A 23138-nucleotide genomic window follows, 5' to 3' on the forward strand; every position below is an offset into this window, starting at 1 on the left:
CGGGTTCCGCTCGACGAGGAGGGAGCCCATGGCCACCGCGCAGGCCGAGACCGGCCGTACCGTCACCACCGACATCCCCGCCCGTCTCGACCGCCTGCCGTGGTCGCGCTGGCACTGGACGATCGTGATCGGTCTCGGCACCGTCTGGATCCTCGACGGACTGGAGGTCACGGTCGTCGGCAACATCGCCCCCCGCCTCTCCGAGCCCGGCAGCGGACTGCCCATCACCTCCGGCCAGGTCACCGGCCTGGCCGCCGCGCTGTACGTGGCCGGCGCCTGTCTCGGCGCCCTGTTCTGGGGCCGTCTGACAGACAAGTGGGGCCGCAAGAAGCTCTTCATGATCACGCTCGCCGTGTATCTGGCGGCGACGGCCCTGACCGCCCTCTCCTTCGAGACCTGGTGGTTCTTCCTGTTCCGCTTCCTGACCGGCTTCGGTATCGGCGGCGAGTACGCGGCGATCAACTCCGCGATCGACGAGCTGATCCCGGCTCAGTACCGCGGCCGCGTCGACCTGATGATCAACGGCAGCTTCTGGCTGGGCGCGGTCGGCGGCTCCCTGCTGTCCATCGTCGCGCTGAACACGGCGGTGCTGCCCGCGAACCTCGGCTGGCGGCTGACGTTCGCGCTGGGCGCCGTCCTCGCCCTGGTGATCCTGCTGGTACGGCGGCACGTCCCGGAGAGCCCGCGCTGGCTGCTGATCCACGGCCGCGACGACGAGGCCGAGCGGATCGTGTCCGCCATCGAGCGGCAGGTGGAGGCCGGGCGGAAGGAGCCGCTGCCGCGCCCCGAGGGCGAGATCACCATCCGCCAGCGCAGGAGCGTGACGTTCCTGGAGATCGGCCGTACGGTCTTCGCGAAGTACCGCAGGCGGGCGACGCTCGGCTTCGCCCTGTTCATCGGCCAAGCGTTCCTCTACAACGCCATCACCTTCGGCTTCGGCGCGATCCTGACGACGTTCTACGACGTGCCGTCGGACGCCACCGGCTACTACTTCGCCGTCATCGCGGTCGGCAACTTCCTGGGCCCGCTGCTGCTGGGCAAGCTGTTCGACACGGTCGGCCGCCGAATCATGATCTCGTCGACGTACCTGCTCTCGGGCCTGCTGCTCTTCGGCACCGCCTGGCTGTTCGACCGGGGTGTGCTCAGCGCGGCCACCCTGACGGCCTGCTGGTGCGCGGTCCTGTTCTTCGCCTCGGCCGGCGCGTCGAGCGCCTACCTCACGGTCTCCGAGGTCTTCCCGATGGAGACCCGCGCGATGTCCATCGCCTTCTTCTACGCCCTGGGCACGGCGGCCGGCGGCATCAGCGGGCCGCTGCTGTTCGCCGACCTCACCGAAACCGGCAGGGTCGGCGACACGGTCCTCGCCTTCCAGATCGGCGCGGCCCTGATGTGCCTGGCGGGCCTGGCCGCGGCGCTCCTCGCGGTACGCGCGGAACGCCGCTCGCTGGAGGACATCGCCCGCCCGCTCACGGCGGTGGCCGGGCCGGCCCCGGCTCTCCCCCGGTAAAGAGCCGGGACCGGAGCCTTTCGCCCGCCCCTTGCTGCCGCGCCCTCTACTGCGAGGCGCGCCGGGCCCGGTCGCGGCGGCGCAGCAGGAGCACACCGCCGGCGAGGGCGGTGATGCCCGTGGCGGCGGTCCAGCCGATGATGTCGTTCGAGCCGGTGGCGGCGAGGTCACCTGCGGCGGCGGCGGAGGAGGCGGACGCGGAGGGCGACGCCGGGGAGCCGCCGGTCTGCGGCCGGGGGTCCGACCCCGAGCCGGCAGCGGCGGACGCCGACGCCGCCGGACTCGGCGAACCGCCCGTGCCCGTGGCCGTCGCCTTGTCCCGGGTGAACGCCAGTGTGCCGAAGCCCAGTTGGTCGTAGCCGCCGCTGTTGGGGCCGTAGTCCCCGCCGCCGCCCTCCGGCGCGGACTTCGCGGCGATCTGCGTGAGGTACGACGCCGACAGGCCCCGGCGCTTGGTGTAGTGGTTGGCGATCATCGCCCAGATGGGGCGGGTCATCGCCGGGTCCACGGGCGCTGCCGACGTCACGGTCTCCGACCCCGACCAGCCGTTGATCGCGCCCTTCCTGCGGGTGTTCGCGGTGAACGGCACCTCACCGCCCATGGCCCACTTGGCGACGTACTGGGCGCCCTTGAGGAAGCGGCTGTCGTCGTAGCCGTACAGGTCGATGCCCTGGTTCCAGGCCATCTCGCAGAACGTGCCCATCAGGCCGACGCCGAGCAGGGCGTGCCCCTGGTCGCGGCCGGCCTCCAGCCACTCGGCGAGTCCGTCGTCGTGCACGACGGGCATGGCGTTCTTGACCGAGCCGAGGCCCTCGCCGTGCTTGAAGTACTCGACGGCGCGGGCGACCTGGGCCTTGTCGTCGCAGAAGATGCCGCCGGCCAGGACGCACGCCATGGCGGCGAGGTCCCAGTTGGTCCAGTAGTTGCTGACGACGGCGCCGTTGTGCCGGGCCAGGAAGTCGTCGCTGAGCGGCGCGAAGACGGTGCTCAGCATCTCCTGGAACCGGTCGAGCTCGAAGTCGGGGTGGTCGCGGACGAGTTCGGCGGCATTGGCGATCTGGTAGCCGTACAGGCCGGCGGCCAGGAAGCGGTCGGCGCTGCCGTGCAGCGCGGTCAGTTTGGCCGACCACGCGTTGAGGATCGCGACGGCGGTGTCGGCGTGCGCGCCGTCACCGCTGACGTGGTGGCGCAGGCCGTTCTGGTAGGCGGCGTGGACGTCGTTGTAGAGGGTGCGGTAGTTCTGCGGCGAGCCGGAACCCCGGTACACGATCTCCTGCGGATTGGCCGCCCAGCCGCTCTGGGAGTGCCGGTTGGCGGTCAGCTTGGCGAACCCGGCCGTGTAGGGAGCGGCGCCCGCCTTCACCTTGGCGGCCATACGGTCGAGGTCGGCGCGGGTGTGCAGGAGGCCGGGGTGGGCGTAGGCGCCGGCCGCCGCGGCAGGGGTGGGCAGCACGGCCGTACCGATACCGACGGCTCCGGCTGCCGCACCCGCGGCCTTGAGCATGCTCCGGCGGCTGATCTGTCGTGTCACGTCGTCAATTCCTCGCGTGCCTGCGGCTGGGGACGGTGAGGAGACGGGGGGAGACTGCGGGGGATAACAGAAACTCCGCACGCCGATCACGGAGAACCGACGCCGATCAGGAGCCGCATTCGATGACCATCCGCAGGATCGTCCCCAATGTCCACGTCGGGTCCGAGGCCGCCGTGCGGACGAACCAGGACTTCTACGGCCTGCTCGGCTTCGAGGAGGTGATGCACATGGGCTGGGTGATGACGATGGCGTCCCCCGCCAACCCCACCGCCCAGATCAGCTTCTTCACCGAGGAACGCACCGCCCACGTCGTCCCCGATCTGAGCGTGGAGGTCGAGGACGTAGACGCCGTGTACGCGCAGGTGGTGGCGTCGGGCGCGGAGGTCGTACGGGAGCTCCGGGACGAGGAGTGGGGCGTACGGCGCTTCTTCGTACGGGATCCGGGCGGGCGGGTCGTGAACGTTCTGACGCATCTGCGCGCCGGACCGACGTCAGTCCAAAACGACGTGGGCGACCAGCCGTGACCGCGGGCCGGCGAACGCTCTGCGCAACGCCCGCGTCTCGCGGTCCCGCGAGGTGAAGACGCCGCGCTTGTCGACGTGGACACTCACGACGTCGTGGCGGTCGACGACCTCCGAGACGCCGCCGACCTGGAGGGTGTCCCGCAGGGCCTCCGTGTTCCGGCCGAACCCCTCCGGCAGTCCGAGCGGGCCGGCGACGGCGTCCCAGAAGTCGTCGAGCGAGTCGAACGACCGCCCCCGCAGGTCCACCACCAGCTCGGTCGGCGTCTTCCTCGGCATGGCGGGAGGGTAGCGAGCGCCGCCGGGGCCGGGCGACGGGACGAGCCCGTTGCCTCAGCCCCTGCGGTCCGCCACCGCCCAGGACGCCAGGGCGACCGCCCCCGCCACCCCGAAGACGGCTGGCCAGGCGCCCACCTTCTTGGCCAGCGGATGCGACCCGGCGAAGGCGGCCACATAGGCGGCGGTCAGCGCCCCCGCGGCCTTCCCGCCCGCCTGCTGCCGCCACTGCTGCGCGGCCGTGGCCCCCGCGACGGCCAGTACGGCCCCGCCCAGTTGACGCTTCCTGGTCCAGCGGGCCACGCCGTAGCCACCCACGAGCCCGCCCGCGGCGACCACCGCGCTGGGGATCCTCGCCATGCTGCCTCCCACCACTTCTGCCGGGCCCCGGCCATGTTTGCCGGTCCCTGGAGAACCGAGGCTAACCGGCCCGGCCCCTGCGCGATTCCGCCCGGGCCCGCAGCTCCGAGGCGTACCCCGAGCCGATCGCGCCCCCGGCGGCGGTGAGGCCCAGGCCCAGGACGGCCGGGTTGACGTACCCGGGCACGTCACCGTTGTCGTAACTCCCGCCGTCGCTCGTCTCGCAGACGAAGCCGAGCGGGACGTACGTGACCTTGTAGTCGACGATTTCGATGCCCTGTTGGTGCCGCTCCGACCAGCCCGCCGTACGGCAGGACCGGGGCGGCGAGGAGTCGGTGCCGCCGTCCTCCGCCGTCATGACCGCGCCGCAGACGGCGAGCAGCCCCCACGCGTACAGGGCGCAGGCGCCCGCGCCCGCGAGGGCGGCGACGCCGCGCAGTACGGCGGGAGCGCCGGCGCGCCGCAGGCCGTGGTCGGACAGGGTGCGGCCGCCGTATCCGCACAGGCCGACGGCGACGATCACCGCGACCACGGCGAACAGCAGGATCAGCAGGAACACGTGGCCTCCAGGCCGGGCGGACGACGGACGGGTGCGCCGAGTCCAACAGGGCTCGGCGCACCCGGCTGTGGTGGAGCCCACAGTTCCGGCAACAGGGGCGTTACAGCAGGTCGGCGAGGCGGTCGACCTGGTCCGGGTCGAGGCCGTAGCAGTAGAGCATGACCTCGTCGGCGCCCAGGTCGGCGAAGGCGGTGAGCGCGGCGCGGATCTCGGCCGGGGTGGTGAGCAGGTCGGCGGTCATGCGGTCGGGTGCGCCGGTGAAGGCGTAGTAGGCGTGCATGCGGGCGCGCGCGTCGTCGAGCACGCCCTGGGGACCGAGCGCGACGTTCACCTGGGCCACGAGGCGGGGCTCGCCGTCGCGGCCGTACTCCTTCCAGAACCCGCGGACGGTGTCGAACAGGCCGCCCGCCCAGGAGGGCGGAGCCGCCGCGAGGAAGCCGTCGCCCCAGCGGGCGACGCGTTCGAGGGCGGCCGGCTTGAAGCCGCCGAACAGCACTTCCGGGCCGCCGGGCCGGGCGGGCGCCGGACCGATCGGGCCGACGCCGTCGCCGTACGGCTCGCCCCACCACAGGCGGCACAGCGTCGCCATCTGCTCGTCCAGGCGCCGCCCCCGGGTGCGCGGGTCGGTGCCCGTGGCCCGGTGGTCGTCCTCCCGGCCGCCGATGCCGAGGCCCAGGACGAGGCGGCCGCCGGTCAACCGGTCCAGGGTGGCCGCCTGCTTGGCCAGCAGGGCGGTGTCCCGCAGCGGGGCGAGCAACACCTCGGTCTGGACGCGGATGCGCGAGGTGGCGCCCGCGAGGACGGCCAACGCGACCAGCGGCTCGGGGTTGTCGTAGACGAGCCGGTCGAGCAGGCCGAGCGTGCTGAAGGGACCGGCGTCGGCGCGGCGGGCCCAGGTGAGCAGGGTGGTGGGGTCGCCGATGGGCAGGCCGATGCCTACGTTCATGCGGGCGTCCATACCGACGTTCATGAAGGAGCCTCCGAAAAGAGGGGTCGACAAAGACAGCTGCCGCCCCTCCGGCACCTCCGTGAGCCTCCAAGGGCCTCGGTGAGGTGGGACGCTCCCGCTCTGCGGCTTCTATCCGGGGGAACGTCTCATCGAAGTCAACTCACTGTAGGTCGAGCCGATTTCGCGGGACAAACCATTTGTGTGTGCCGTCGGGGCCGTTTGCCGTGAGGGCTGTTTTCACTGCTGCCGCCCGAGTGGATGACGCACTGGCCGTCCCGTGCCGGCGTCAGTGCCGGGAAGCGAGGATCAGGAGCAGGACCACGATCCCCAGGGCGATCAGGCAACCGGAGCCGCACCCGGAGGACCCCTTGCGGAACTCGACCATTCCGCCGGGGGCGACATGCGGATGGCGTCGGGCGTAGTGGGTCTCCATCGCCTGCTCGCCCTGGGATTCGCTGCCCCAGGCGGTGCGGTGCCCGCACTCACCGCACCGGTATCGGTAGCTGTCGGCCATGCCGGTCTCCTTCGGTCGTGACGAGCCCGGGGGCTCGGGGCTCGGGGGTTGGGGTGTGGCCGTCGTCGGCACGTCCGGTCGGAAGCTAGAAGCGGCCTGTGAAATCGCCGTGAAACGGGGAGTCGTACGTCAAAGGGGGAGTCGTACGTCAAAGGGGGGGCACGTCAGTCGTCCGGGGCTGTACGTCAGTCGTCGTCGTCCCGCTCGCCCGCGGCCAGGTGCTCGGCGAGGGCGTGCAGGACGCAGAGGTTCGGGATCCCGGACGTGACGGTTCCCCACACCTGCCACCGGCCGGCGGCGCGTACGGCGACGGAGCCGTTGAGGATCTCGATCCGCTGGATCTGCGCCCAACGCAGGGAGGTCCCTCGGGAGCCGACCTTGTCCCTGGTGATCCACACGGGGCCGAAGGCGAGCCGGGCCCCCTCGGCCAGCGCGGCCAGGGCCCGCGGTACCTGTGCTTCGGTGACGGCCCGGCGGATCTCGGGTTCCCACACCCCCGAATGGCCGAAGTCGCCGGAGCGCAGCACGATCCGCTCACCGTCGACGTCGACGAGTACATGGGCGCGGGCGAGGCCCTGCGGGGACAGCACCCTGCGTCGACGCACCACGGTGGTGTCGTAGCGGACGACATGGATCCGCCCATCGACGGCCACCGTCAGCCCGTGCTCGTACAAGTCCAGCCGCGCGCCCGCGCTCGACTCCGTCCTGCCACCGGCCCGCCGCAGACGACGCAGTCCTCTGGCGGCGGCCCACCAGAGGCCGGGTTCGGTGAGCGGCGCCCGATAGGTGGCCCGCCGCCTGCCGAGCCGCGCCCGTCCCGCGGCCTCGGAAACCCTGGCCAACAGCAACTCGCCGGCGCGGTCGTCGTCGCGTCCCCGGGGAGCCCGCTCGCTCATGCCGCACCGGCCTGCTTACGGGGGTGAGCCGCGCTGTCCCGGGTGGGGGGTGTGCCGGTCTGGCTGGGAGTTGTACTGTCCCGACTGGTGGCCGTCCTGTCCCGGCTGGGAGTTGAGCCGTTCCCGCGGTGGGGCGTGCCGGTCTGGTCGGAAGTCGCGCTGTGTCGACCAGTAGCCGAGCTGTCTCCGCGGTGGGGCGTGCCGGCCCAACTGGAAGCCATGCCGTCCTGGCTGGTAGCTGCGCTGTCTCGACTGTGGGGAGAGTTGTTCCGGTTGTGGATCGTGCCGGTGTCGCCGGGAGTTGAGCCGTTCCCGCCGGGAGTTGAGCCGTTCCCGCCGGCGGTTGCGCCCGCCGGGCCGGAAACCGCGCTGTTCAGGCCGTAAGCCGCGGCCTCCCTGTCGGATCCTGAGTCGGCCCGGACGGAAACGGAGCTGCCCCGACCGCGAGCCGAGCCGCCCTCACGGTGAGCCGTGCCCTCCCGGCCGTAAGCCGAGCCACCCCGCCCGTAAGCCGCGCCCTCCCGACCAGGCCCCGCCCAGCCCCGCCCGGGACCCGCCCCGCCCCGACCAGCACCCGCCCCACCAACACCCGCCCTACCCCCACCCACACCCGCTCCACCCCCACGCAGAACCGCCCCCCGTGCCCGCACCAACAGATCTCCCGGAGCCACCCCCAACTCCTCCCTGAGCCGGCGGGTGGTGCGGTCGAAGGTGGCCAGGGCCTCGGCGCGTCGGCCGCCGCGCTGCAGTGCGTGCATCAGCAGGGCCGCGACCGGTTCGTTCAGTGGCTCTTCCAGGGCCAGTGCGGACAGTTCGGCGATCGCCTCGGCGTCCTGGCCGAGCCGCAGCAGCCACTCCGCCTTCCGCTGTGCCAGCGCGACCCTGCGTTCGGTGAGCCGCAGCCGCTCCAACTCGGCCAAAGGCCCCGGCAGTCCGGCGAGCGGTTCGCCCCGGAACAGTTCCAGTGCCCGGGCGCACAGCCGTACCGCCTCGGACAGGTCACCGGCTCGCTCGGCCGCCCCGGCCTCGGTGACGAGTTCCTCCACGCACGCCACGTCCACCTCGGCCACCCCGCGCACCAGCCCGTAGCCGTACCGGTCGCTCCGGATCACCGAGTCCGCGCTCTCCCCGAGACGCAGACTCTTGCGCAGCCGGTACACATAGACCGGTACGACGTTCCCGCCCGGCGACTCCATCCCCCAGACGCCGTCCAGCAGTTCCCGTCGGCTGACCGACCGGTCCGGGCTCAGCGCCAACGCCGCCAGGACGGCCTGCTGCCGCAGCGGCCCGACGTCCACGGGCCGCCCAGCGAGCCACGCCCGCAACGGCCCGAGAACGGAGACCCGAAGCCAGGGCCCGGACGCGGGGCCCGACCGCTGCCGGCCCCCGGCCCCCACAGCCGCCGCCTGCCGACGCGGGCCCTGACCGGGCAGGACCAGACCGCAGTCGAAGGCGTACACGATGGCGGCGGCCCGGTCCCGCAGTCCCAACTTCACCAGGACGCGGCCCAGTTGTCCGGCCACCACATGCTCGGGCAGCGCGAGGGCGTCGGCGATCTCCGCGTCCCCCAGTCCGCATCCGAGCGCGTAGAGCACCTCGCGCTCCTGAGCGGTGAGGGCCGCGGGGCTCGGACGGCTGGACCGGCTCGCGCGGCTCGGGTGCCCAGGACGGCTCGGGCGTCCCTGGGGTGAGGTCGTCGAAGGCATGGTGGTTCCCCGTTCTCCGGACCGGTCGATGCACTCGACCCGGTCGATCCTGTTGATCGCGCCGATCCCCGTCGATCGCGCCGATCCCGTTGATCGCGTTGATCGCGTTGATCGCGTCGATGTCATCGAAGGTCGCGGAGGTGGAGGAAGCGTGGACAGGCCATCGAACCGTCCATATGTGACCGGTAGCCGCGCTACTGTCCCCACCTGCGGAAATCGACTTCTGAGGGGGGAAGGGTCGTGAACTGTGGCCAATGAGTTCGGCGATGAGTTACGGCGGCTGCGGCGCGAGAAGGGGATGACTCAGGAGGAGCTGACGGAGCGCTCGGCGGTCAGTGTGAGCACGATCCGGGGCCTGGAAACAGGCAAGCGCTCCAACCCCCGTATGAACACGGTGGAGCAACTGGCCGACGCCATGGAACTCGGCCCCGACGACCGGGAGACCTTACTGATCGCTGCCGGCCTGCTCGACCCGGGACAGCCCGCACCGCCGGATCCCGAGCCGGGGCCGGAGCCGGGGCGGGGTCCGGAGCCCGAACCCGAGTCGGCAGCGCCCACCTCGCTCACCCCGCCGCTCACGCCCGCCGACCCGGCCGAACAACTCGCGAGACTGGTCGCCGCCCGCTGGCAGCGCGAGGAGGAACAGCGGCAGGTCCAGGACCCCTCCCCCCTCCCGGTCCGCTGGCGGACGGCCCCGGAGTCACTGACCGACCACTGGGACATCATCCTCCGGCGCCGCACCAGGGACACGGCCCCGGCCGACCCCGTGGACCTGGACGGCCAACTGGACCAGATCACCGAGACGTTCCGGCGAATCCCGTCCGGACGACTGGTGGTGCTGGGCCGATCGGGCTCGGGAAAGACGATCCTGGCCCTGCGCTTCGTCCTCGATTACCTGGCCGCCCGCAGCCACACGGACCCCGTCCCGGTGATCTTCAGCATCGGCGCCTGGAACCCCACCAAGATCACCCTGCGGGACTGGCTGACCGCTCGGCTGACGCGGGATCACCCCGGCTACGCCGCACAGGGCCCCGACGGGCAGAGCCTGGCCTCCGCGCTGGTCGAGTCCGGTCGCATCCTCCCCGTACTGGACGGCTTCGACGAGATGGCCGCCGGCCTGCGCCGCCCCGCCCTGGAGGCCCTCAACGCCACCACCCTCCCCCTCCTGCTCACCAGCCGCCCCGCCGAATACGCCGCCGCCGTCGCCGAGACCGACGTCCTGACCGCCGCCGCCGCGATCGAACTCACCGACCTGACCCTCGACGACCTGGCCGACTACCTGCCCCTCACCACCCGCAAGACCGGCCGCGCGGACCCCGACACGAACGCCTGGAAGCAGGTCCTGACCGAACTGGGCGAGGAGTCACGGGACGGAGCCGCGTCCCCCCTCGCCACGGTCCTGACGACCCCGCTGATGGTCACGCTCGCCCGCACCATCTACAGCGACACACCCGACCACGATCCGGCCTCGCTCCTCGATACCGACCGATTCGCCGGCCCGGAGGAGTTGGAGGACCACCTCCTGGACAACTTCATCCCCACCGTCTACCGCCGCCGACTCCCGCAGGCCCCGGGCCACGGACCTCGCCCCACTTTCGATCCGGAGCGCGCCCGACACTGGCTCGGCTACCTCGCCCACCACCTCGACCGGCTCCAGACCCCGGACCTCGCCTGGTGGCGACTCGGCAGCGGACTGAGCCGCTCCACCCGCACGCTGGTCACCGCACTGATGGTCGGGCTGGCCATCGGCCTCGTCGACTGCGCCGTCTCGACCGTCATCGGCAGCTCGTTCCCGTGGCCGATCGTGGACGGCGTGATCGTCGGAGTCCTCGCCGGGCTCATGTTCGGGTGCGCGCACTGGCTCACGTTCGCGGTCAAGGACATACCGGTGACACCGTCTGTCGTACGCCTGCAGATCCGCGGCAGGCCCGGGACCTTTCGGTGGAAGGCCGGCCCTCGACTGTTCATCGGGATGCTCGGCGGGTTGGCCTTCGGCTTCGGCTACGGATTCGTGGTCGGCGTGATGAACTCCGGGCTCGTCTGGAAGACCGGATTTTCGATCGCGCTGCACATCGGGGTGGTCGACGGGATCGTCTACGGCCTGTTCTTCAGCGGCGGCACCGGACTCACCTTCTGCCTCCTCGGCCTGCTGGAAAGCCCCCTCGACATCCGCTCCGCCGTCCACCCCCGGAGTCTCCTCGACACCAACCGCGGCACAGTGATCACCCAACTGCTCGTCTGGGCGCTCACCTTCGGTCCGGTGGTCGGCTTCGGATCCGGAGTGGTGGTCGACCTCCTCCAGGGGCACCTCGGCCAGCTCCTCTGGAGTCCCACAGCCAGCCTCGTCACCGGCACCATCAGCGGCCTCTGCGGGGCCCTTGGATACGCCCTCACGATGACCGCCTGGGGCCAGTGGCTCGTACTCGCCCGCATCTGGCTGCCGTTGACCGGCCGCCTGCCCTGGAACGTGGTCACGTTCCTGGAGGACGCCTACCAGCGCGGCGTACTGCGCCAGGCCGGCGCGGTCTACCAGTTCCGCCACGCCCGCCTGCAACATCACCTCGCCCAGGCCCACCAACAGCGCTAGCACCCGGCGGCCGGCGTCCATCGCCCGGCGTCCAGCGACCGGCGCCTCGCGCCTCCGCCCGGTCGAGTTTCACGGCGATTTCATCGCCCGTCCCTAACGTCTGGCGCCGTCCCACCAACCACCTGCCCGTGCACGCCATCCGAACCGGGGGAACACCCATGCGAAAGACCAAGCGACTCACCCGCCGAGCCAAGGCCGTCGCCGTCACGGCGGCGATGACGGCAGCCGCCGCCCTCACACCCACCGTCGCGCAGGCCGACGACGCCCCGAGCCACTACTACATCGAGATCGGCGGCACCGGCACCGCGCAGCCCGCGCCCCACTGCACCATCACGTACGGCTTCGCCAACCAGTACCTGGAGGAGGGCGCCAAGGTCGTCCCCGTCTGCTACCCGGCCAGCGCCGGCCCCTGGCTCAACGGCCAGAACACGCCCGACATCACCGCGCCGAGCTACGACAGCAGCGTCGCCCAGGGCTACGAGAACCTCCTGGCCGCCGTCAAGGAGACCCACCGCAAGGACCCGACCGCACACCTCACGATCGTCGGCTACTCACAGGGCGCGCAGGCCGCCGACGCCGTACTGGAGACGATCGCGAACGGCGCCACCGACATCCCGCGGGACCAGGTCAACGGCATGCTCTACGCCGACCCGAAGCAGCCCGACACCGGCATGTGGGCCAAGGTCCCCAAGGGCCTGGGCGCCCTCGGCTTCACCTCCACCGGCCCCGGCCCCAAGGAGTTCCCGGGCATCCCGGTCGCCCGCTTCTGCATCCGCGGCGACCTGGCCTGCGACGCCACGACGCCGGTGGCAGCGTTGGACTTCTTCCTCACCGACAAGCACAGGCGCTACGTCCAGGACGGCAACGTCATGGCCCGGACCATCGCCAAGGACGGCTTGAACGGGGTGTTCTGGTACGAGTCCTGACAGCGCAGGGACATGAAAAGGCCCAGGTCAGAAGGCTCTGACCTGGGCCTCTTCCACGTCCCGCATTCCGCGTCCCGCGTCTCGTGCCGGAGTGCAACGGTCCGTACGACCGTCCGCATGCCACCCGGCCCGCCGCTCTCCTCGTGCCCGACGCCCATCGGACCCACTGAGCTCAGACCCCGTCGAGCAAGGACATGAGGCAGTGGTCGAGTTCGGGCCCGAGATCCTCTCTCCCCGGCTCGACGACGGCGTACGACCGCTGCAGAAACCGCCGAAGAGAAGCCGTACCGAACCGGATCACGGCCATGTCGTGCGGCGCGTGGAACTCCACGACCGTGCGGGACCGTCCGCACGGCTGTATCCGTACGTCCCCGACCCCGGCCGCCCCGTCGAGCCCCTCCTCCAGCAGCGAGCGGGCGAAGGTCCACGTGACCCCGTCCTCGTCGGCCGAGACATGGGCCGGGAAGTCGATGTGCACGGCGAAGGGTTCGGCGGCGCGGTAGCGCAGCGTGGGGCGGATCGGAAACTCCGGGAACTCGGGGGTGACGATGCGGGCGCGGACGGGCTGTTCGAGGTCGAGGCGCATGGTCGGTCTTCTCCGATGGCGATGTCTGTTGGCGGTGCCTGTTGGCGGTGTCCGTTGTTGACGTCTGTTGTTGATGCCTGTTGTTGAGGTCTGTGCGCCTTCTCGACCGCCTCGCAGGCCCGTTGATTACGCGGAATCGGAAGTCCGCCCCTGTGATCTAACTCACGTGAACCATTTAGTTGAGTTTTAAGTCATCTACGCTGACAAACTCGTCCGCGCCCACCAGCCCGCAGGCAACCGGAGCGTTCCAGCCATGTCCGACGGTTCCCCCAAGGTGCCCGCCCAGGCGTCACCTCCCGCGTCCGCCACCGCCTCGTACGCCCGCATCTACGAGGAGCAGCAGCCGCGCCTGGTCGCCTACGCCCGCTCGCTCACCCGCAACAACTCGTGGGCCGCCGAGGACCTGGTCGCCGAGGCGCACTTCCGTGTCTGGCGACGGCTGTCGGCGGGGCACGAGATCGAGAACGTACCGGCGTACCTGATGACGACGGTCCGGCACCTGGCGGCGACGGCCGTCGTCGGCGAGACGCGCGAGACCCCGCACGACCCGCGGACCGCCGAGCGCACGGAGATCGCCGTCCATGCGGGGGACACGGTGGACCCGGCCGAACAGATCTCCTCCGTGGACCTCTTGGTGCGGGTACTGGGCCAACTGCCCGAGCGCTGGGTGCAGGCGTTGTGGCTGGCGGAGGCGGAGGGCCAGCCGCTGGAGACGGTCGGGCAGCGCATCGGCGCCAAGCAGGGCGCGACGGCCGTACTCCTGCACCGTGCCCGCGAGGGCATGCGCCAGGCGTTCCTGCGCAACCAGACCGGCGCCCCCGACGACCCCGCCTGCGAGGTCCACTGGGTGCGCATGCCTGCGTACGTCCGCGGCAACGCGACGCCCCGCCAGTCGGAACGTCTCCTCGCCCACGTGGACGCCTGCGACGACTGTCGCGGCCGGCTCGCGGTGCTCATGCGCGCCAACGACCGCCTGCCCGCCCTGGTCGGCCCGGCCCTGCTGGTCTTCGCCGTGGGCGGCGCGGGCAAGTTCCTGCTGCCGTTCATCGCCGGATCCGCCGGCGCCACGGCCGCCCTGAGCGGCCAGATCGGCACCGCACTGCACGCGGCCCGCCAGGCGGTGACCGGCGGCACGGGCGGTGCGAAGGTGCCTACGGCGATCGCGGCGGGCGCGACGGTCGCGGGCGCGGCCCTCGCGATGATGCTCGCCCTGGGCACGAGCACCCCGTCCCCGACGCCGCAACCGGACCGGGGTCCGCTCGCGGAAGCGCCGGTGGCCGCCCGGCCGCCGGACGGACCGGTTGCGGTGGCGGAGACGCCGGGGGAGCCCGGTGGCCCGGCGGGGACGCCGGTGACGAAGCGGGCGGAACAGCGCCGGACGGACGGCGGAGTGGAGGCTTTGGCTGTCGACGCCGAGGTCGCTAATGCCGTCGATTCGGCCGACCCAGCTGATTCGGCTGATTCGGCCGATTCGGATACGGCGGTGAGTGGCGTGGCGGCGGGGACTGAGCCGAGCACTGCACCCGAGCCGGCGGCCGATGCGCCGGACGCCGACGTCCCGGCACCGCCTCATGAGGAGCCGACGCCCGCGCCTCCGGCGGTGCCGGCACCGGTGGAAGAGCAGCCGGAGGGGCCGGGGCATGGGGCACCGGGACATGGGGCGCCCGGGCATGAGGAACCGTCGTACCCGGATGCACCGGGGGCGGGGGAGCAGGACCCGAAACCGGAGAGCCCGGCGAACCCGGCGAACCCGGCGAACCCAGGGACTCCGGAGGCCGAGGCCCCCGCAACGCCGTCGCCCTCACCTAGGCCGGAGCCGCCGACCCCAACTCCCGTAGACCCGAAGCCGATTGAGGAGTCACCGGAGACCCCCCAGGCCCCGGCCACTCCGGACACACCCCAGCCCCCGAGCGCCCCCCCTCCTCCGGACACGTCCGCCCCTGCCCCCGCTCCCGCACCCGCCCCGGAGCCAACACCGGAGAACGAGAACCCAGGAATCCCTTGCGGAATCTGACCCACCTCAACCGCGGGCCGAGCCGACCCTGATGGTCGGCGCGGCCCGCGTCGGCGTCCCGGGGCCGGGGCCGGGGCGGGCAACGACCGGACGACTTCCGGAGAACGTCAGTCGTCAGTCGTCCGTGCCGGAGTCGGAGTTCGACCCCGACCCCCGCCGCGAGCGCCCGGACGCCCGCACCAACTCACCCGCCGCGAGGGTCACAGCAGCCACCCCGCGCACCCAGCGCGGCCCACCCCGCGACGCCCACACGACACAGACACAACCACCGACGGCGAGCAAGAGAACGCCGACCAGGATGAGCACGGTCACGCTCGATCCCCCTCTTCTTCCTTCAAGGTCAACGTCATCCTCGCAGCCCGCGCGGGCGTCGATACGGCTGCACGGTTGCCTGTTACGGAACGCGTGCGGGACGTACACACAGGCAAGAAGAACCCCGAAGTCAGAGCCGACGAGGCGGTCATGGCCGTCATGGCCGTCAAGGCATACGCCAGTACTGCCTCTTCTTCTCGTCCCGTACGACAACGCCGAGCCTCAGCAACTCCCGACGCAGCTCCCGGGCGTCGTCGGCATCCTGCTCCCCCTTCTTCCGCGCCGCGGCCCGAGCCCTCAACAGCGCGTCCGCTCCCTCGGGCAGCCCAGGCATCCCAGGAACCCAGCGCCTGAACTCCTCCTGGTGCGGATCCTCGTCCGCCCACCGATGACCATGCTCGACGAAGGCACCGGCAAGCCGCGTCCAGGACAGCCGACAGTCCTCCCGAGCAAGCTCCATACCGTCCACCCCGAGCAACACGAGCTGCTTGCCGTCCCGCACCACGAGCCCGATCTCATCGCCATCGAACTCCTGCGTGGCATCCCTGACTCCGAGAACGACACGGCTCCGGGAGACCCTGACAGCCAGCGACTCATGCACCGCGACAAACCCGACGACCAGCCCGAGCAGGGCCCCCACCACGACGCCCCCAACGCCCAACCACGGCTCCGGAACAGAGGTCAGCAACTCGGCGGGCCCCTTGAACGGCGCCCAGCGCAAGGTCACCAGCCCATGCGCAAGAACCGTGACCAACCAGCCGACGGCGGCCCCGCACCCCACACAGAAGAGCACGAGCACCCAGGCGGTCTCATCGATCACGCTGACGCCACCGTCCGCCGCGCCACCCTCCTTCGAAAGCTCCCCCGTATCCCTCATGTCCCCCACGCCTACGCGCCCGGTCTCCAACTCCATACCGCCGAGTCTGGTGCCCAGCTGGACAGACTGTCGTCGGCCGATGGTCTATGGGGCCGCGACTTTGGTTGGCGGTGAAGGCGGCGGTGGTGGAGGAGGAGGTGGCGGCGGCGGTCGCCTTCCAAATCCGTCATGCCACCACGACGTCGTCATGGCGGAGTTGGTCGGCCGGCCCAGCCCGACGCGCCACCGGCGAGGTGCGGTGCATGTCGACGGCCGAAGTCTTTCCTCCTGCGCGCGGCAAGCCCCCGAACGCCACTCCTGAGTGATAGAGCCCAAGGAGAACAGAACGACCACCGCTGAGTCTCCACCGCGGCCCGACACGCATCCAGAATCACGTTCACTGACCATTCGGAGAGCGATCCTCATGCGCAAACTCATCGCGTTCATCGGCATCAGCCTCGACGGCTACTACAAGGGACCGAACGGCGAGTTCGACTTCGCCACCGTCGACCAGGAGTTCTTCGAGTTCTCCAACCGACAGGACGCCTACATCGACACCCTGATGTTCGGCCGGGAGACCTACGAGCACATGGCCGCCTACTGGCCGGACGCCACCGAACCCGACCCCGAGATCATCGCGTTCATGAACGGCGTACGGAAGATTGCCGTGTCCTCCACGCTCAAGCAGGTCGAGTGGGCCAACACCACCCTGGTCGGTCGAGACGACGTCGCCGAAACCGTCGCCGAGCTGAAAGGACAGCAAGGCAAGGAGATCGCGATGTTCGGCAGCGTGCAGTTGACCGCGAGCCTGCTCGAACTCGGCCTGGTCGACGAGTTGCGGGTGATGATCTTCCCGATCGTCCTCGGAGCCGGTATCTCGATGTTCTCGACCCTGAACGACCGCCTCCGCCTTGAACTACTGCGGACCACGACTTTCCACTCCGGCAACGTCCTGCTGACCTACCGACCGGCCTGACCCGCCTGCCCCGCCGGGACATGCGGGCACAAGGGGTCGCCTCGACGACCCAGCGACCGAGTCCGGGAGGCGCACGCGATCTCGTCCGCCGTCGCAATGGCCACCGCCCCGGCCCCCGCAATGACCGGTGCAAGAGGCCACTTGGACAGGGAAAACGCAACTTCGACATGGCCCGCGGAGGCAGCTACCTTCACCTGGTCTTCGGCGATCGCCCACGGTCGCACAGGAGTTCCTTCAGGCTGAGCCACCCGCGCCGGGACGAGTCGGTCACGCCCACGAATCCTCGCTCCCAGGCGTAAGCCACCGAACCGCCACCGAACCGGGTCCACACCAGGCACCCCCAACCAGGGAGAGACGCATGCCCCATCTTGCGCTGTACACATTCGGCGTCCTGAAATCACCTCTCGCCGATCCCGCACCTGTCACACACGAGTTCTACGACATTGGCGAGGCCGTCTACCGGAAGATCAGCCAGCACCCCGGGTACCTCGCGCGTGCTGAACCGGCGGGCGATGACCGGGGCATGCTCTTCGAGGCGGACTGGGGTGCATGGGGCGAGTTCGCCGTACCGACTTGGTACGACAAGGGCCGAACGGTGGACACCACCGCCCTGGCCGCGACCCTCTCACTCTGGACCGCCCTGCGCCCCGCCTTCGACGCCGTCTACACCGGTCTACACCGTGAGGCGCTGAACAGGCGCTACGACTGGTTCGAGAGGGCAGGCCACCCCAATTACGTGATCTGGTGGGTCTCCGACGGCGTGATACCAACCTGGCAGGACGGTGTTTCCAGGCTGGAACACCTCCACGACCACGGCTCCGCGCCGCACGCCTTCACCTTCCACGACTCGTTCGCCCCAGAGGGAACTCCGACCAGGATGAAAGGCACCGGGCCGAAGAGTGACCAGGCTCGCTGAGGAGGAACTCCTGCCCGTGCGTACGTGGTTCGTCGACGAGGCGAACTCGCTCGAACCGCTTCCCCTGAGCCGTCTGCACCCGGACGTTCTCGCGCCACGCGTTGTCAGGATCGCGGGCGATGTCCTCGCCTGCGAGGAACCGCGGCCACTTGGGGCCATTGCGGTCGGAGGCGTAGCCGCGGCGAGTCTCCAGACGCCAGGCGGTGTGCCTGAAGTTCCGGAAGAGGTGGGAGATGGAGGCGAATGGCTGGAGCTCCGGGGCGTCACCCCGGGGCGCGTAGCGGGTCAGCAGGCTGCGGGGAACTCGTACGAAGGTCTCGGACTCCTTGACGGCGCAGTTGGACGAGGTGCTCCGGGTCGGTCTCCCGCTCGCCATGGACGAGATTTCGTCCGTGCCCTCGATGTCGTAGAGGGTGGGGCAGTCACCGTCGTCGCTGGTTGTGCCGAGGAACCTAAGCGCCATCTTGCCCTCCACTTGAGCGGATTGGAGATCCAGGATGCGAGTACGGAGGCGGTTTCGCTCCGAGATTGCGCATCATGCTCGAGGGCTACGGATTGCGTGCAAACAGGTGTGAAGCCAGTACAGGCGTCGGCTCGGCGTTCGGGGAAGTACTCGGTCCCACTCTCACCGCTGTACGAGGACTTGAACCAATTGGTATGCCGAGGGCGCCGTCACCAAGACTCGCCCTCAGTGACCGTCGCGTGCGCCGGCCAAGAAGTTTCGCCACGCCTCTGCTGAGATCAGGAGGTAGTGGGACTGAGGCCGCTTTGAGTCCCGTACGCGAACGCCGGACAGGGTAAAAGCAGTCTCTACACATTCGGTGGCGTTGCCGCCGCTGTACGACGACTTGAACCAGACGGGCTCTGAGACGGGCTGAGAGCCAACAGACATTCATAGCTCCTTGCAGGCGCGATGGATCATGGCGGAGGAAGCCTCCATGTCCAACGCTTGTGCCCGAAGGTACTCGAACGCAAGTCTGTAGCGGTCCAGTTCCTCATCCTTCTCCAGGAAGAGGGAGCCCGTATGGAAGTCGACGTACACCACGTCGAGGGCCTGCTCGGTGCCGCCGATGATGACAAAGCTGCCAAGTGCTGCGGCATGGGCTCCCTTGGAGAAGGGCAGCACCTGAAGCGTGATGTGAGGGGACTCGTTCGCTTCGAGTAGCCGATCGAGCTGCTCTTTCATGATCTGGGGCGACCCGACGACCCGGCGGATCACGGACTCGTCGAGGATTGCCCACAGATGTAGCGGTTTCGGGCGGGTGAGAATCTCCTGCCGCTTCATGCGGATATCGACGAGCCGCTCGATCTCCGCTGACTCCAGGGGAACTTCGTTCGCCTTCTGCAGTGCTGTGCTGTAGGCCTGGGTTTGCAGGAGGCCAGGCACATAGACGCAAGAGAAGTGACTCTCGCGAACGGCCTCGTCCTCAAGTGTCAGCAGCAGGTTCATGCTCTCCGGAATGGAGTCGGCGAAGGAACTCCACCAACCTTGCTGCTTGGCGTCCTTTGCGAGCCCGACAACGGCGCTGCGTTCAGCCTCAGTTGCCCCGTACTCGCGGCAAAGGGCGTCGACGACGATCCACTTGACCGGGCCGGCTTGCGTCTCGTACCTGCTGACCGTTGCCTTAGATACGCCGACAAGCTGGCCGGCCTCCTCAAGGGTCAGCCCCTTGCGGGCGCGCAACTTGCGCATCATCGCGCCTAGTTGGCGGCGGCGCGTTGTCACCCGTACTGACATGCGACTCCTCGACGTGGGCCGGGCTGGGCCCGGAGATCCACCTCAGGCTAGGCAGCAGGCAAGCAGCCCACCATCAGATTCACTCGATGGATTCTCGTGAGAAGTTACACAGCGAGAGTTCTCTGTGTCATGCTCGCCTCTCAGATCGCTACGCAGTGCAGCCGTTCGGACACGGCAGGCGCAGCATTTGCGTGGCTTGGGAGGGAGGAGCGGCCATGCCTGGCTGCGAAGACACCGGAACCCGACTCCGCTGTGTGTTGCCCTTTGAGGCTGCGCCGACAGAAGTGCGCCTGCTACGGAGAGCCGCCGCGAAGCAGCTCAGCCGATGGGGTGTGCCGACTGCCGCTGACGATGCGGAACTGCTCGTCACAGAGCTGGCGACGAACGTCGTCAAGCACGTGGGGGAGGGCGCCTCGGCGGCATTGGTCCTTGAGCGGATGGGAGAGCGGCTCCGGCTTGAAGTCCACGACAAAAGCCAACAGGTGCCATCGCTCAAGTCGGCGGACTGTGGTGAGGAGTGCGGCCGCGGCCTCCACCTGCTTACTGCGTTAGCAGTGGACTGGGGCACAGTCCTCACCGCCATGGGCAAGGCGGTCTGGTGTGAGATCTCAATCAGCGCAGGAAGTGCCTGTAGGCGCATCGAGCGTGCCGTCGAGATGCTTGAGGCCTACCGGGGGGCCAGCCGCGGTGCTGAGCTTCGGGGGAGCAAGCGAGGCATCGGCCTCGAAGAGTCTGCGGTCGAGTTGATCGCGGACCTGCTGCACTGGACCGCCGCCAGAGGCCTTGACCCGGACGACATCCTCGACCGCGCTCAGATGCACTACGAAGCCGAAGCTGAGGCTGCCTAGTGGGTGGCCCTCTGAGCGGACCTGCGTATCTGCTGCCGCAGGGCGGACGGAGTACGCCAGGATTCTCCGGGACGGCTCTTGTGGCACATGCGGTGGCAATTGGCGCACAGGCAGGCGAGGTCGTCGAGCTTGGTCGCCCGGATTCCGGAGATGTAGAGGGGGGTGACGTGGTGCACTTCGATGTAGCCCTCGCCCAGGTCTCCGTATGTACTGGCGAAATCGAAGTCGCAGACCTCGCATCGCAGGGCGCGCTTGAGGCGGCGCACCTGCTCGATTTTGAGCTTGCGGAGCTTTGGGTCTCGCTCGCGGGCAAGTGCCCAGCGGGCGAGGAGCCGACCCTCGATTGCTGTGGCCCCCGAGTCGTCAACTTCGTCCGACTGCGGGGGAATGAGCTGCAGCTCGCCCGATCCGATGCCTTCTTCAAGGGCCTGGGCTGCTTGAAGCATCTCCGCCTCACGCTCCGTGAAGGCTTCGATCATGAGCAGCGTGGGCTTGCCGCATCGGGTGGGCTTGCCGGTGTACAGCTCGTGATTCGTCATGAAGTCGGTGGTCTTGCGACTGACGCTGTCAGGGGACCGGAAGCCGGGAAGGGCGCGTTCCTCCGGAGTGTGGATGGGGAGCGAACGGATCAGCTCCGACAGCTCCTGGACCTCGCGATCTTTGGTCCGCAGCTCTCGCCAGCCGTTCTTTACGACAAGGGCTCCGGCCAGTACAAGTTCATCCTCAGCCCAGGCAGGTATCCGCATGGACAATATCGTATGAGTGTTCGGCGCAACGGAGGGTGCGTTCAGCGAACCGCGGAGCGTACTGCAAACTTGGTGAGGTCTCGTTGTCAGTGGGGTCTGTCACCCTCAGTGATGGTGGATTGCAAGATGTGTCTGCCGCTGTACGGCTGTAAGGAGGGGGCATGGCCCACACGAAGGAACCAGGGGACGTCGCTACCGAGGCGCGGGTGCCTGAGTTCACGTCGATCGAGATCTGCGCTGGGGCCGGCGGACAGGCCATCGGTCTGCATCAGGCTGGCTTCGGGCACCTGGCGCTGGTCGAGATCGACAAGTACGCCGCGGCCACACTGCGCGAGAACATCGAGGTGCACCCGAAGTGGGACTGGGAGCGCGACAACTGCGACGTACTCTGCCAGGACGTGCTGGAGTTTGAGCCCGAGCGTGACCTGAAGAAGGGCGCCGGCCTCTATCGCCGGGGTGAGGTTGATCTCCTGGCCGGCGGCGTGCCGTGCCCGCCGTTCTCGCACGCTGGCAAGCAACTCGGTGAAGACGATGAACGTGATCTCTTTCCTCGCATCTTGGACTTGGCCGAGCTGATCCGTCCCCGAGCCGTGATGATCGAGAACGTCCGCGGCCTTATGGATGCCAAGTTCGATGACTACAGGTCACGAATTCGGGCCAGCCTTGAGGAGATGGAGCCCACCGGCGACGGGCTGCCTGGCTATGAGGTCGTGGGATGGGAGGTGTACGAGGCGGAGAAGTTTGGCGTCCCGCAGTTGCGGCCTCGCTCCATCCTTGTGGCCTTCCGCAGGGATGTCCTCAAGGATCTGAAGTACGAAGCTCCCGCCCCCAGTGCTGAGAGAGTCTCGGTCTTCAAGGCACTCGAGAAGACGATGCTGGAGCGCATCCGGCCGTTTGAGAAGGGGCCTCGGGCCGCCGAGGCGCAGCAGGTCTTCGATGACTGGAAGCGGGAGGCTGACAAGGACGTGGCTCCCACGCTTGTCGGTGGCTCTAAGAAGCACGGGGGCGCCGACCTCGGCCCCAGCCGGGCTAAGAAGGCATGGCGAGCGCTGGGTGTCTCGGGCATGGGCGTGGCCAACGCGCCCGTGGATGGTAAGCCAACGGGCACGGAGGACAGGGATCTGTTCGGTGACGACGGTCCGATGCTCACCGTGCGGCAGGCCGCGATCATTCAGGGGTTCCCGACGCGCTGGGACTTCAGCGGGGGGAAGACGGCCCAGTACCGGCAGGTCGGAAACGCGTTTCCGCCGCCTGTTGCGAAGGCCATCGGCGAATCGATCATTGATGTGCTGAGGGCGGCACGGGAGCGCGATCAGGCGAAGGGCTGATCAACTTTCAGGCTTCGGCTTCCGGGCTGCGCTGCGGCGCTTCTCGACCTCGGCCGCGATGCGTGCAGCGCAGTCTTCCGAAGGTTCATGCTCCCAGAACCGGAGCACCGTCCAGCCCGCCTCTTTGAGGCGCTGGTCGGTGTCCCGGTCGCGGGCCATGTTCCGGGCAACTTTGTCGGACCAGTAGCCCGGGTTGGTCTTCGGCGGCACGTAGTGTTCGTGGCAGCCGTGCCAATAGCAGCCGTCGATGAAGACGGCCACCTTCGCCGAACGGAAGACCATGTCAGCAGTCCGGCGAAGGTCGGGAAGGGGCCTGGCAGCTACCCGATAACGGAGCCCTTGCGCGTGGACGAGCCGTCTGATGAGGCGCTCGGGTGCCGTGTCACGGCTGCGGATAGCCTGCATGTTGCGCCTGCGGGCAGCTGAAGAGGCCCAGGAACCGACTGGAGGTTCCCATGTCTCGTTGCTGGCCATCCTGTTTCCTCC

24 protein-coding genes and 1 pseudogene are annotated in these 23138 nt (G+C 69.4%); 9 read left to right on the plus strand and 16 right to left on the minus strand.

Annotation, left to right across the window (positions count from 1 at the left end; translation table 11 throughout):
* The first annotated feature begins 28 nt into the window (after positions 1-28).
* Positions 29-1507, plus strand: coding sequence for an MFS transporter (locus tag ACIREI_RS07335; RefSeq protein WP_403328367.1), 1479 nt, complete (start codon positions 29-31; stop codon positions 1505-1507).
* A 46-nt stretch (positions 1508-1553) separates the two neighbouring features.
* On the opposite strand, the gene ACIREI_RS07340 is transcribed toward ACIREI_RS07335, so the two are convergent.
* A complete protein-coding gene (locus tag ACIREI_RS07340; RefSeq protein WP_403329432.1) occupies positions 1554-3011 on the minus strand; it encodes an alginate lyase family protein in 1458 nt (485 codons plus the stop codon).
* Positions 3012-3160: 149 nt separating this feature from the next.
* Here ACIREI_RS07340 and ACIREI_RS07345 point away from each other — a divergent pair, with 149 nt between their 5' ends.
* Positions 3161-3562, plus strand: a complete 402-nt coding sequence (locus ACIREI_RS07345; RefSeq protein WP_403328369.1) for a VOC family protein — start codon at positions 3161-3163, stop codon at positions 3560-3562.
* On the opposite strand, the gene ACIREI_RS07350 is transcribed toward ACIREI_RS07345, so the two are convergent.
* The 7 genes and pseudogenes from ACIREI_RS07350 to ACIREI_RS07380 form a co-directional block, all read right to left on the minus strand.
* The gene (locus ACIREI_RS07350) at positions 3530-3838 is read right to left on the minus strand and encodes a barstar family protein (protein WP_403328371.1); all 309 of its coding nucleotides are present in this window, start codon (positions 3836-3838) and stop codon (positions 3530-3532) included. The two genes, ACIREI_RS07345 and ACIREI_RS07350, sit on opposite strands and share 33 nt — an antisense overlap.
* Before the next feature lie 54 nt (positions 3839-3892).
* A complete protein-coding gene (locus ACIREI_RS07355) occupies positions 3893-4195 on the minus strand; it encodes a hypothetical protein (RefSeq protein WP_403328374.1) in 303 nt (100 codons plus the stop codon).
* 61 nt (positions 4196-4256) lie between these two features.
* Positions 4257-4754, minus strand: a complete 498-nt coding sequence (locus tag ACIREI_RS07360; protein ID WP_403328377.1) for a hypothetical protein — start codon at positions 4752-4754, stop codon at positions 4257-4259.
* Between the two features lie 100 nt (positions 4755-4854).
* Complete coding sequence (locus ACIREI_RS07365; RefSeq protein WP_403329435.1) at positions 4855-5700, minus strand: LLM class flavin-dependent oxidoreductase; 846 nt, start codon at positions 5698-5700, stop codon at positions 4855-4857.
* A 289-nt stretch (positions 5701-5989) separates the two neighbouring features.
* Complete coding sequence (locus tag ACIREI_RS07370; RefSeq protein ID WP_403328380.1) at positions 5990-6217, minus strand: hypothetical protein; 228 nt, start codon at positions 6215-6217, stop codon at positions 5990-5992.
* 185 nt (positions 6218-6402) lie between these two features.
* Positions 6403-7113, minus strand: a complete 711-nt coding sequence (locus ACIREI_RS07375) for a DUF6585 family protein (RefSeq protein WP_403328383.1) — start codon at positions 7111-7113, stop codon at positions 6403-6405.
* Between the two features lie 599 nt (positions 7114-7712).
* Positions 7713-8819: pseudogene (locus tag ACIREI_RS07380) on the minus strand (BTAD domain-containing putative transcriptional regulator); the annotation flags it as partial.
* 247 nt (positions 8820-9066) lie between these two features.
* Here ACIREI_RS07380 and ACIREI_RS07385 point away from each other — a divergent pair.
* Together ACIREI_RS07385 and ACIREI_RS07390 are read left to right on the plus strand one after the other, a co-directional pair.
* Positions 9067-11406 (plus strand): NACHT domain-containing protein, encoded by a 2340-nt coding sequence (locus ACIREI_RS07385; RefSeq protein ID WP_403328386.1) that lies wholly within the window; start codon positions 9067-9069, stop codon positions 11404-11406.
* A 158-nt stretch (positions 11407-11564) separates the two neighbouring features.
* Positions 11565-12332 carry a PE-PPE domain-containing protein gene (locus tag ACIREI_RS07390; protein WP_403328389.1) on the plus strand — a complete coding sequence of 256 codons (768 nt, stop codon included), beginning with the start codon at positions 11565-11567 and terminating at the stop codon, positions 12330-12332.
* 172 nt (positions 12333-12504) lie between these two features.
* Here the strand turns inward: ACIREI_RS07390 and ACIREI_RS07395 are convergent, their stop codons facing one another.
* Positions 12505-12918, minus strand: a complete 414-nt coding sequence (locus tag ACIREI_RS07395; protein ID WP_403328392.1) for an SsgA family sporulation/cell division regulator — start codon at positions 12916-12918, stop codon at positions 12505-12507.
* 253 nt (positions 12919-13171) lie between these two features.
* Here ACIREI_RS07395 and ACIREI_RS07400 point away from each other — a divergent pair, with 253 nt between their 5' ends.
* A complete protein-coding gene (locus tag ACIREI_RS07400) occupies positions 13172-14932 on the plus strand; it encodes a sigma-70 family RNA polymerase sigma factor (RefSeq protein WP_403328395.1) in 1761 nt (586 codons plus the stop codon).
* A gap of 114 nt (positions 14933-15046) precedes the next feature.
* Here the strand turns inward: ACIREI_RS07400 and ACIREI_RS07405 are convergent, their stop codons facing one another.
* Positions 15047-15244 carry a hypothetical protein gene (locus ACIREI_RS07405; RefSeq protein ID WP_403328398.1) on the minus strand — a complete coding sequence of 66 codons (198 nt, stop codon included), beginning with the start codon at positions 15242-15244 and terminating at the stop codon, positions 15047-15049.
* A 166-nt stretch (positions 15245-15410) separates the two neighbouring features.
* On the minus strand, positions 15411-16157 hold the full coding sequence (locus tag ACIREI_RS07410) for a hypothetical protein (RefSeq protein ID WP_403328401.1): 747 nt from the start codon (positions 16155-16157) through the stop codon (positions 15411-15413).
* Between the two features lie 367 nt (positions 16158-16524).
* On the opposite strand from ACIREI_RS07410, the gene ACIREI_RS07415 reads away from it, so the two are divergent.
* Together ACIREI_RS07415 and ACIREI_RS07420 are read left to right on the plus strand one after the other, a co-directional pair.
* Positions 16525-17076, plus strand: coding sequence for a dihydrofolate reductase family protein (locus tag ACIREI_RS07415; RefSeq protein WP_403328404.1), 552 nt, complete (start codon positions 16525-16527; stop codon positions 17074-17076).
* 358 nt (positions 17077-17434) lie between these two features.
* Positions 17435-17992 (plus strand): DUF3291 domain-containing protein, encoded by a 558-nt coding sequence (locus ACIREI_RS07420; protein ID WP_403328407.1) that lies wholly within the window; start codon positions 17435-17437, stop codon positions 17990-17992.
* On the opposite strand, the gene ACIREI_RS07425 is transcribed toward ACIREI_RS07420, so the two are convergent.
* The 3 genes from ACIREI_RS07425 to ACIREI_RS07435 form a co-directional block, all read right to left on the minus strand.
* Entirely contained in the window at positions 17910-18455 is a 546-nt protein-coding gene (locus ACIREI_RS07425) for a DUF6879 family protein (RefSeq protein WP_403328410.1), read from the minus strand. The genes ACIREI_RS07420 and ACIREI_RS07425 overlap by 83 nt on opposite strands.
* A 225-nt stretch (positions 18456-18680) precedes the next feature.
* Positions 18681-18884 (minus strand): DUF397 domain-containing protein, encoded by a 204-nt coding sequence (locus ACIREI_RS07430; protein WP_403328413.1) that lies wholly within the window; start codon positions 18882-18884, stop codon positions 18681-18683.
* On the minus strand, positions 18885-19730 hold the full coding sequence (locus ACIREI_RS07435; protein WP_403328416.1) for a helix-turn-helix domain-containing protein: 846 nt from the start codon (positions 19728-19730) through the stop codon (positions 18885-18887).
* A 215-nt stretch (positions 19731-19945) separates the two neighbouring features.
* Between ACIREI_RS07435 and ACIREI_RS07440 the strand changes: the two genes are divergently transcribed.
* Positions 19946-20578, plus strand: coding sequence for an ATP-binding protein (locus tag ACIREI_RS07440; protein ID WP_403328418.1), 633 nt, complete (start codon positions 19946-19948; stop codon positions 20576-20578).
* Here ACIREI_RS07440 and ACIREI_RS07445 read toward each other — a convergent pair.
* On the minus strand, positions 20575-21324 hold the full coding sequence (locus tag ACIREI_RS07445) for an HNH endonuclease (RefSeq protein WP_403328421.1): 750 nt from the start codon (positions 21322-21324) through the stop codon (positions 20575-20577). The genes ACIREI_RS07440 and ACIREI_RS07445 overlap by 4 nt on opposite strands.
* Positions 21325-21485: 161 nt before the next feature.
* Here ACIREI_RS07445 and ACIREI_RS07450 point away from each other — a divergent pair, with 161 nt between their 5' ends.
* Positions 21486-22652 (plus strand): DNA cytosine methyltransferase, encoded by a 1167-nt coding sequence (locus ACIREI_RS07450; RefSeq protein WP_403328424.1) that lies wholly within the window; start codon positions 21486-21488, stop codon positions 22650-22652.
* Here ACIREI_RS07450 and ACIREI_RS07455 read toward each other — a convergent pair whose 3' ends face one another.
* Complete coding sequence (locus ACIREI_RS07455; RefSeq protein ID WP_403328427.1) at positions 22653-23126, minus strand: very short patch repair endonuclease; 474 nt, start codon at positions 23124-23126, stop codon at positions 22653-22655.
* Positions 23127-23138 lie beyond the last annotated feature (12 nt).

The organism is Streptomyces sp. NPDC093591 (assembly GCF_044764885.1).
Lineage (GTDB): Bacteria > Actinomycetota > Actinomycetes > Streptomycetales > Streptomycetaceae > Streptomyces.

What these genes read in the sequence shown, in the direction of transcription:
- ACIREI_RS07340 (WP_403329432.1), bottom strand. Translation starts at nt 3,011, where the DNA reads ATGCTCAAGGCCGCGGGTGCGGCAGCCGGAGCCGTCGGTATCGGTACG.
- ACIREI_RS07425 (WP_403328410.1), bottom strand. Translation starts at nt 18,455, where the DNA reads ATGGCGCTTAGGTTCCTCGGCACAACCAGCGACGACGGTGACTGCCCC.
- ACIREI_RS07355 (WP_403328374.1), bottom strand. Translation starts at nt 4,195, where the DNA reads ATGGCGAGGATCCCCAGCGCGGTGGTCGCCGCGGGCGGGCTCGTGGGT.
- ACIREI_RS07390 (WP_403328389.1), top strand. Translation starts at nt 11,565, where the DNA reads ATGCGAAAGACCAAGCGACTCACCCGCCGAGCCAAGGCCGTCGCCGTC.
- ACIREI_RS07415 (WP_403328404.1), top strand. Translation starts at nt 16,525, where the DNA reads ATGCGCAAACTCATCGCGTTCATCGGCATCAGCCTCGACGGCTACTAC.
- ACIREI_RS07420 (WP_403328407.1), top strand. Translation starts at nt 17,435, where the DNA reads ATGCCCCATCTTGCGCTGTACACATTCGGCGTCCTGAAATCACCTCTC.
- ACIREI_RS07345 (WP_403328369.1), top strand. Translation starts at nt 3,161, where the DNA reads ATGACCATCCGCAGGATCGTCCCCAATGTCCACGTCGGGTCCGAGGCC.
- ACIREI_RS07430 (WP_403328413.1), bottom strand. Translation starts at nt 18,884, where the DNA reads ATGTCTGTTGGCTCTCAGCCCGTCTCAGAGCCCGTCTGGTTCAAGTCG.
- ACIREI_RS07450 (WP_403328424.1), top strand. Translation starts at nt 21,486, where the DNA reads ATGGCCCACACGAAGGAACCAGGGGACGTCGCTACCGAGGCGCGGGTG.
- ACIREI_RS07335 (WP_403328367.1), top strand. Translation starts at nt 29, where the DNA reads ATGGCCACCGCGCAGGCCGAGACCGGCCGTACCGTCACCACCGACATC.
- ACIREI_RS07350 (WP_403328371.1), bottom strand. Translation starts at nt 3,838, where the DNA reads ATGCCGAGGAAGACGCCGACCGAGCTGGTGGTGGACCTGCGGGGGCGG.
- ACIREI_RS07375 (WP_403328383.1), bottom strand. Translation starts at nt 7,113, where the DNA reads ATGAGCGAGCGGGCTCCCCGGGGACGCGACGACGACCGCGCCGGCGAG.
- ACIREI_RS07370 (WP_403328380.1), bottom strand. Translation starts at nt 6,217, where the DNA reads ATGGCCGACAGCTACCGATACCGGTGCGGTGAGTGCGGGCACCGCACC.
- ACIREI_RS07455 (WP_403328427.1), bottom strand. Translation starts at nt 23,126, where the DNA reads ATGGCCAGCAACGAGACATGGGAACCTCCAGTCGGTTCCTGGGCCTCT.
- ACIREI_RS07400 (WP_403328395.1), top strand. Translation starts at nt 13,172, where the DNA reads ATGTCCGACGGTTCCCCCAAGGTGCCCGCCCAGGCGTCACCTCCCGCG.
- ACIREI_RS07365 (WP_403329435.1), bottom strand. Translation starts at nt 5,700, where the DNA reads ATGAACGTAGGCATCGGCCTGCCCATCGGCGACCCCACCACCCTGCTC.
- ACIREI_RS07395 (WP_403328392.1), bottom strand. Translation starts at nt 12,918, where the DNA reads ATGCGCCTCGACCTCGAACAGCCCGTCCGCGCCCGCATCGTCACCCCC.
- ACIREI_RS07410 (WP_403328401.1), bottom strand. Translation starts at nt 16,157, where the DNA reads ATGGAGTTGGAGACCGGGCGCGTAGGCGTGGGGGACATGAGGGATACG.
- ACIREI_RS07445 (WP_403328421.1), bottom strand. Translation starts at nt 21,324, where the DNA reads ATGCGGATACCTGCCTGGGCTGAGGATGAACTTGTACTGGCCGGAGCC.
- ACIREI_RS07440 (WP_403328418.1), top strand. Translation starts at nt 19,946, where the DNA reads ATGCCTGGCTGCGAAGACACCGGAACCCGACTCCGCTGTGTGTTGCCC.
- ACIREI_RS07435 (WP_403328416.1), bottom strand. Translation starts at nt 19,730, where the DNA reads ATGTCAGTACGGGTGACAACGCGCCGCCGCCAACTAGGCGCGATGATG.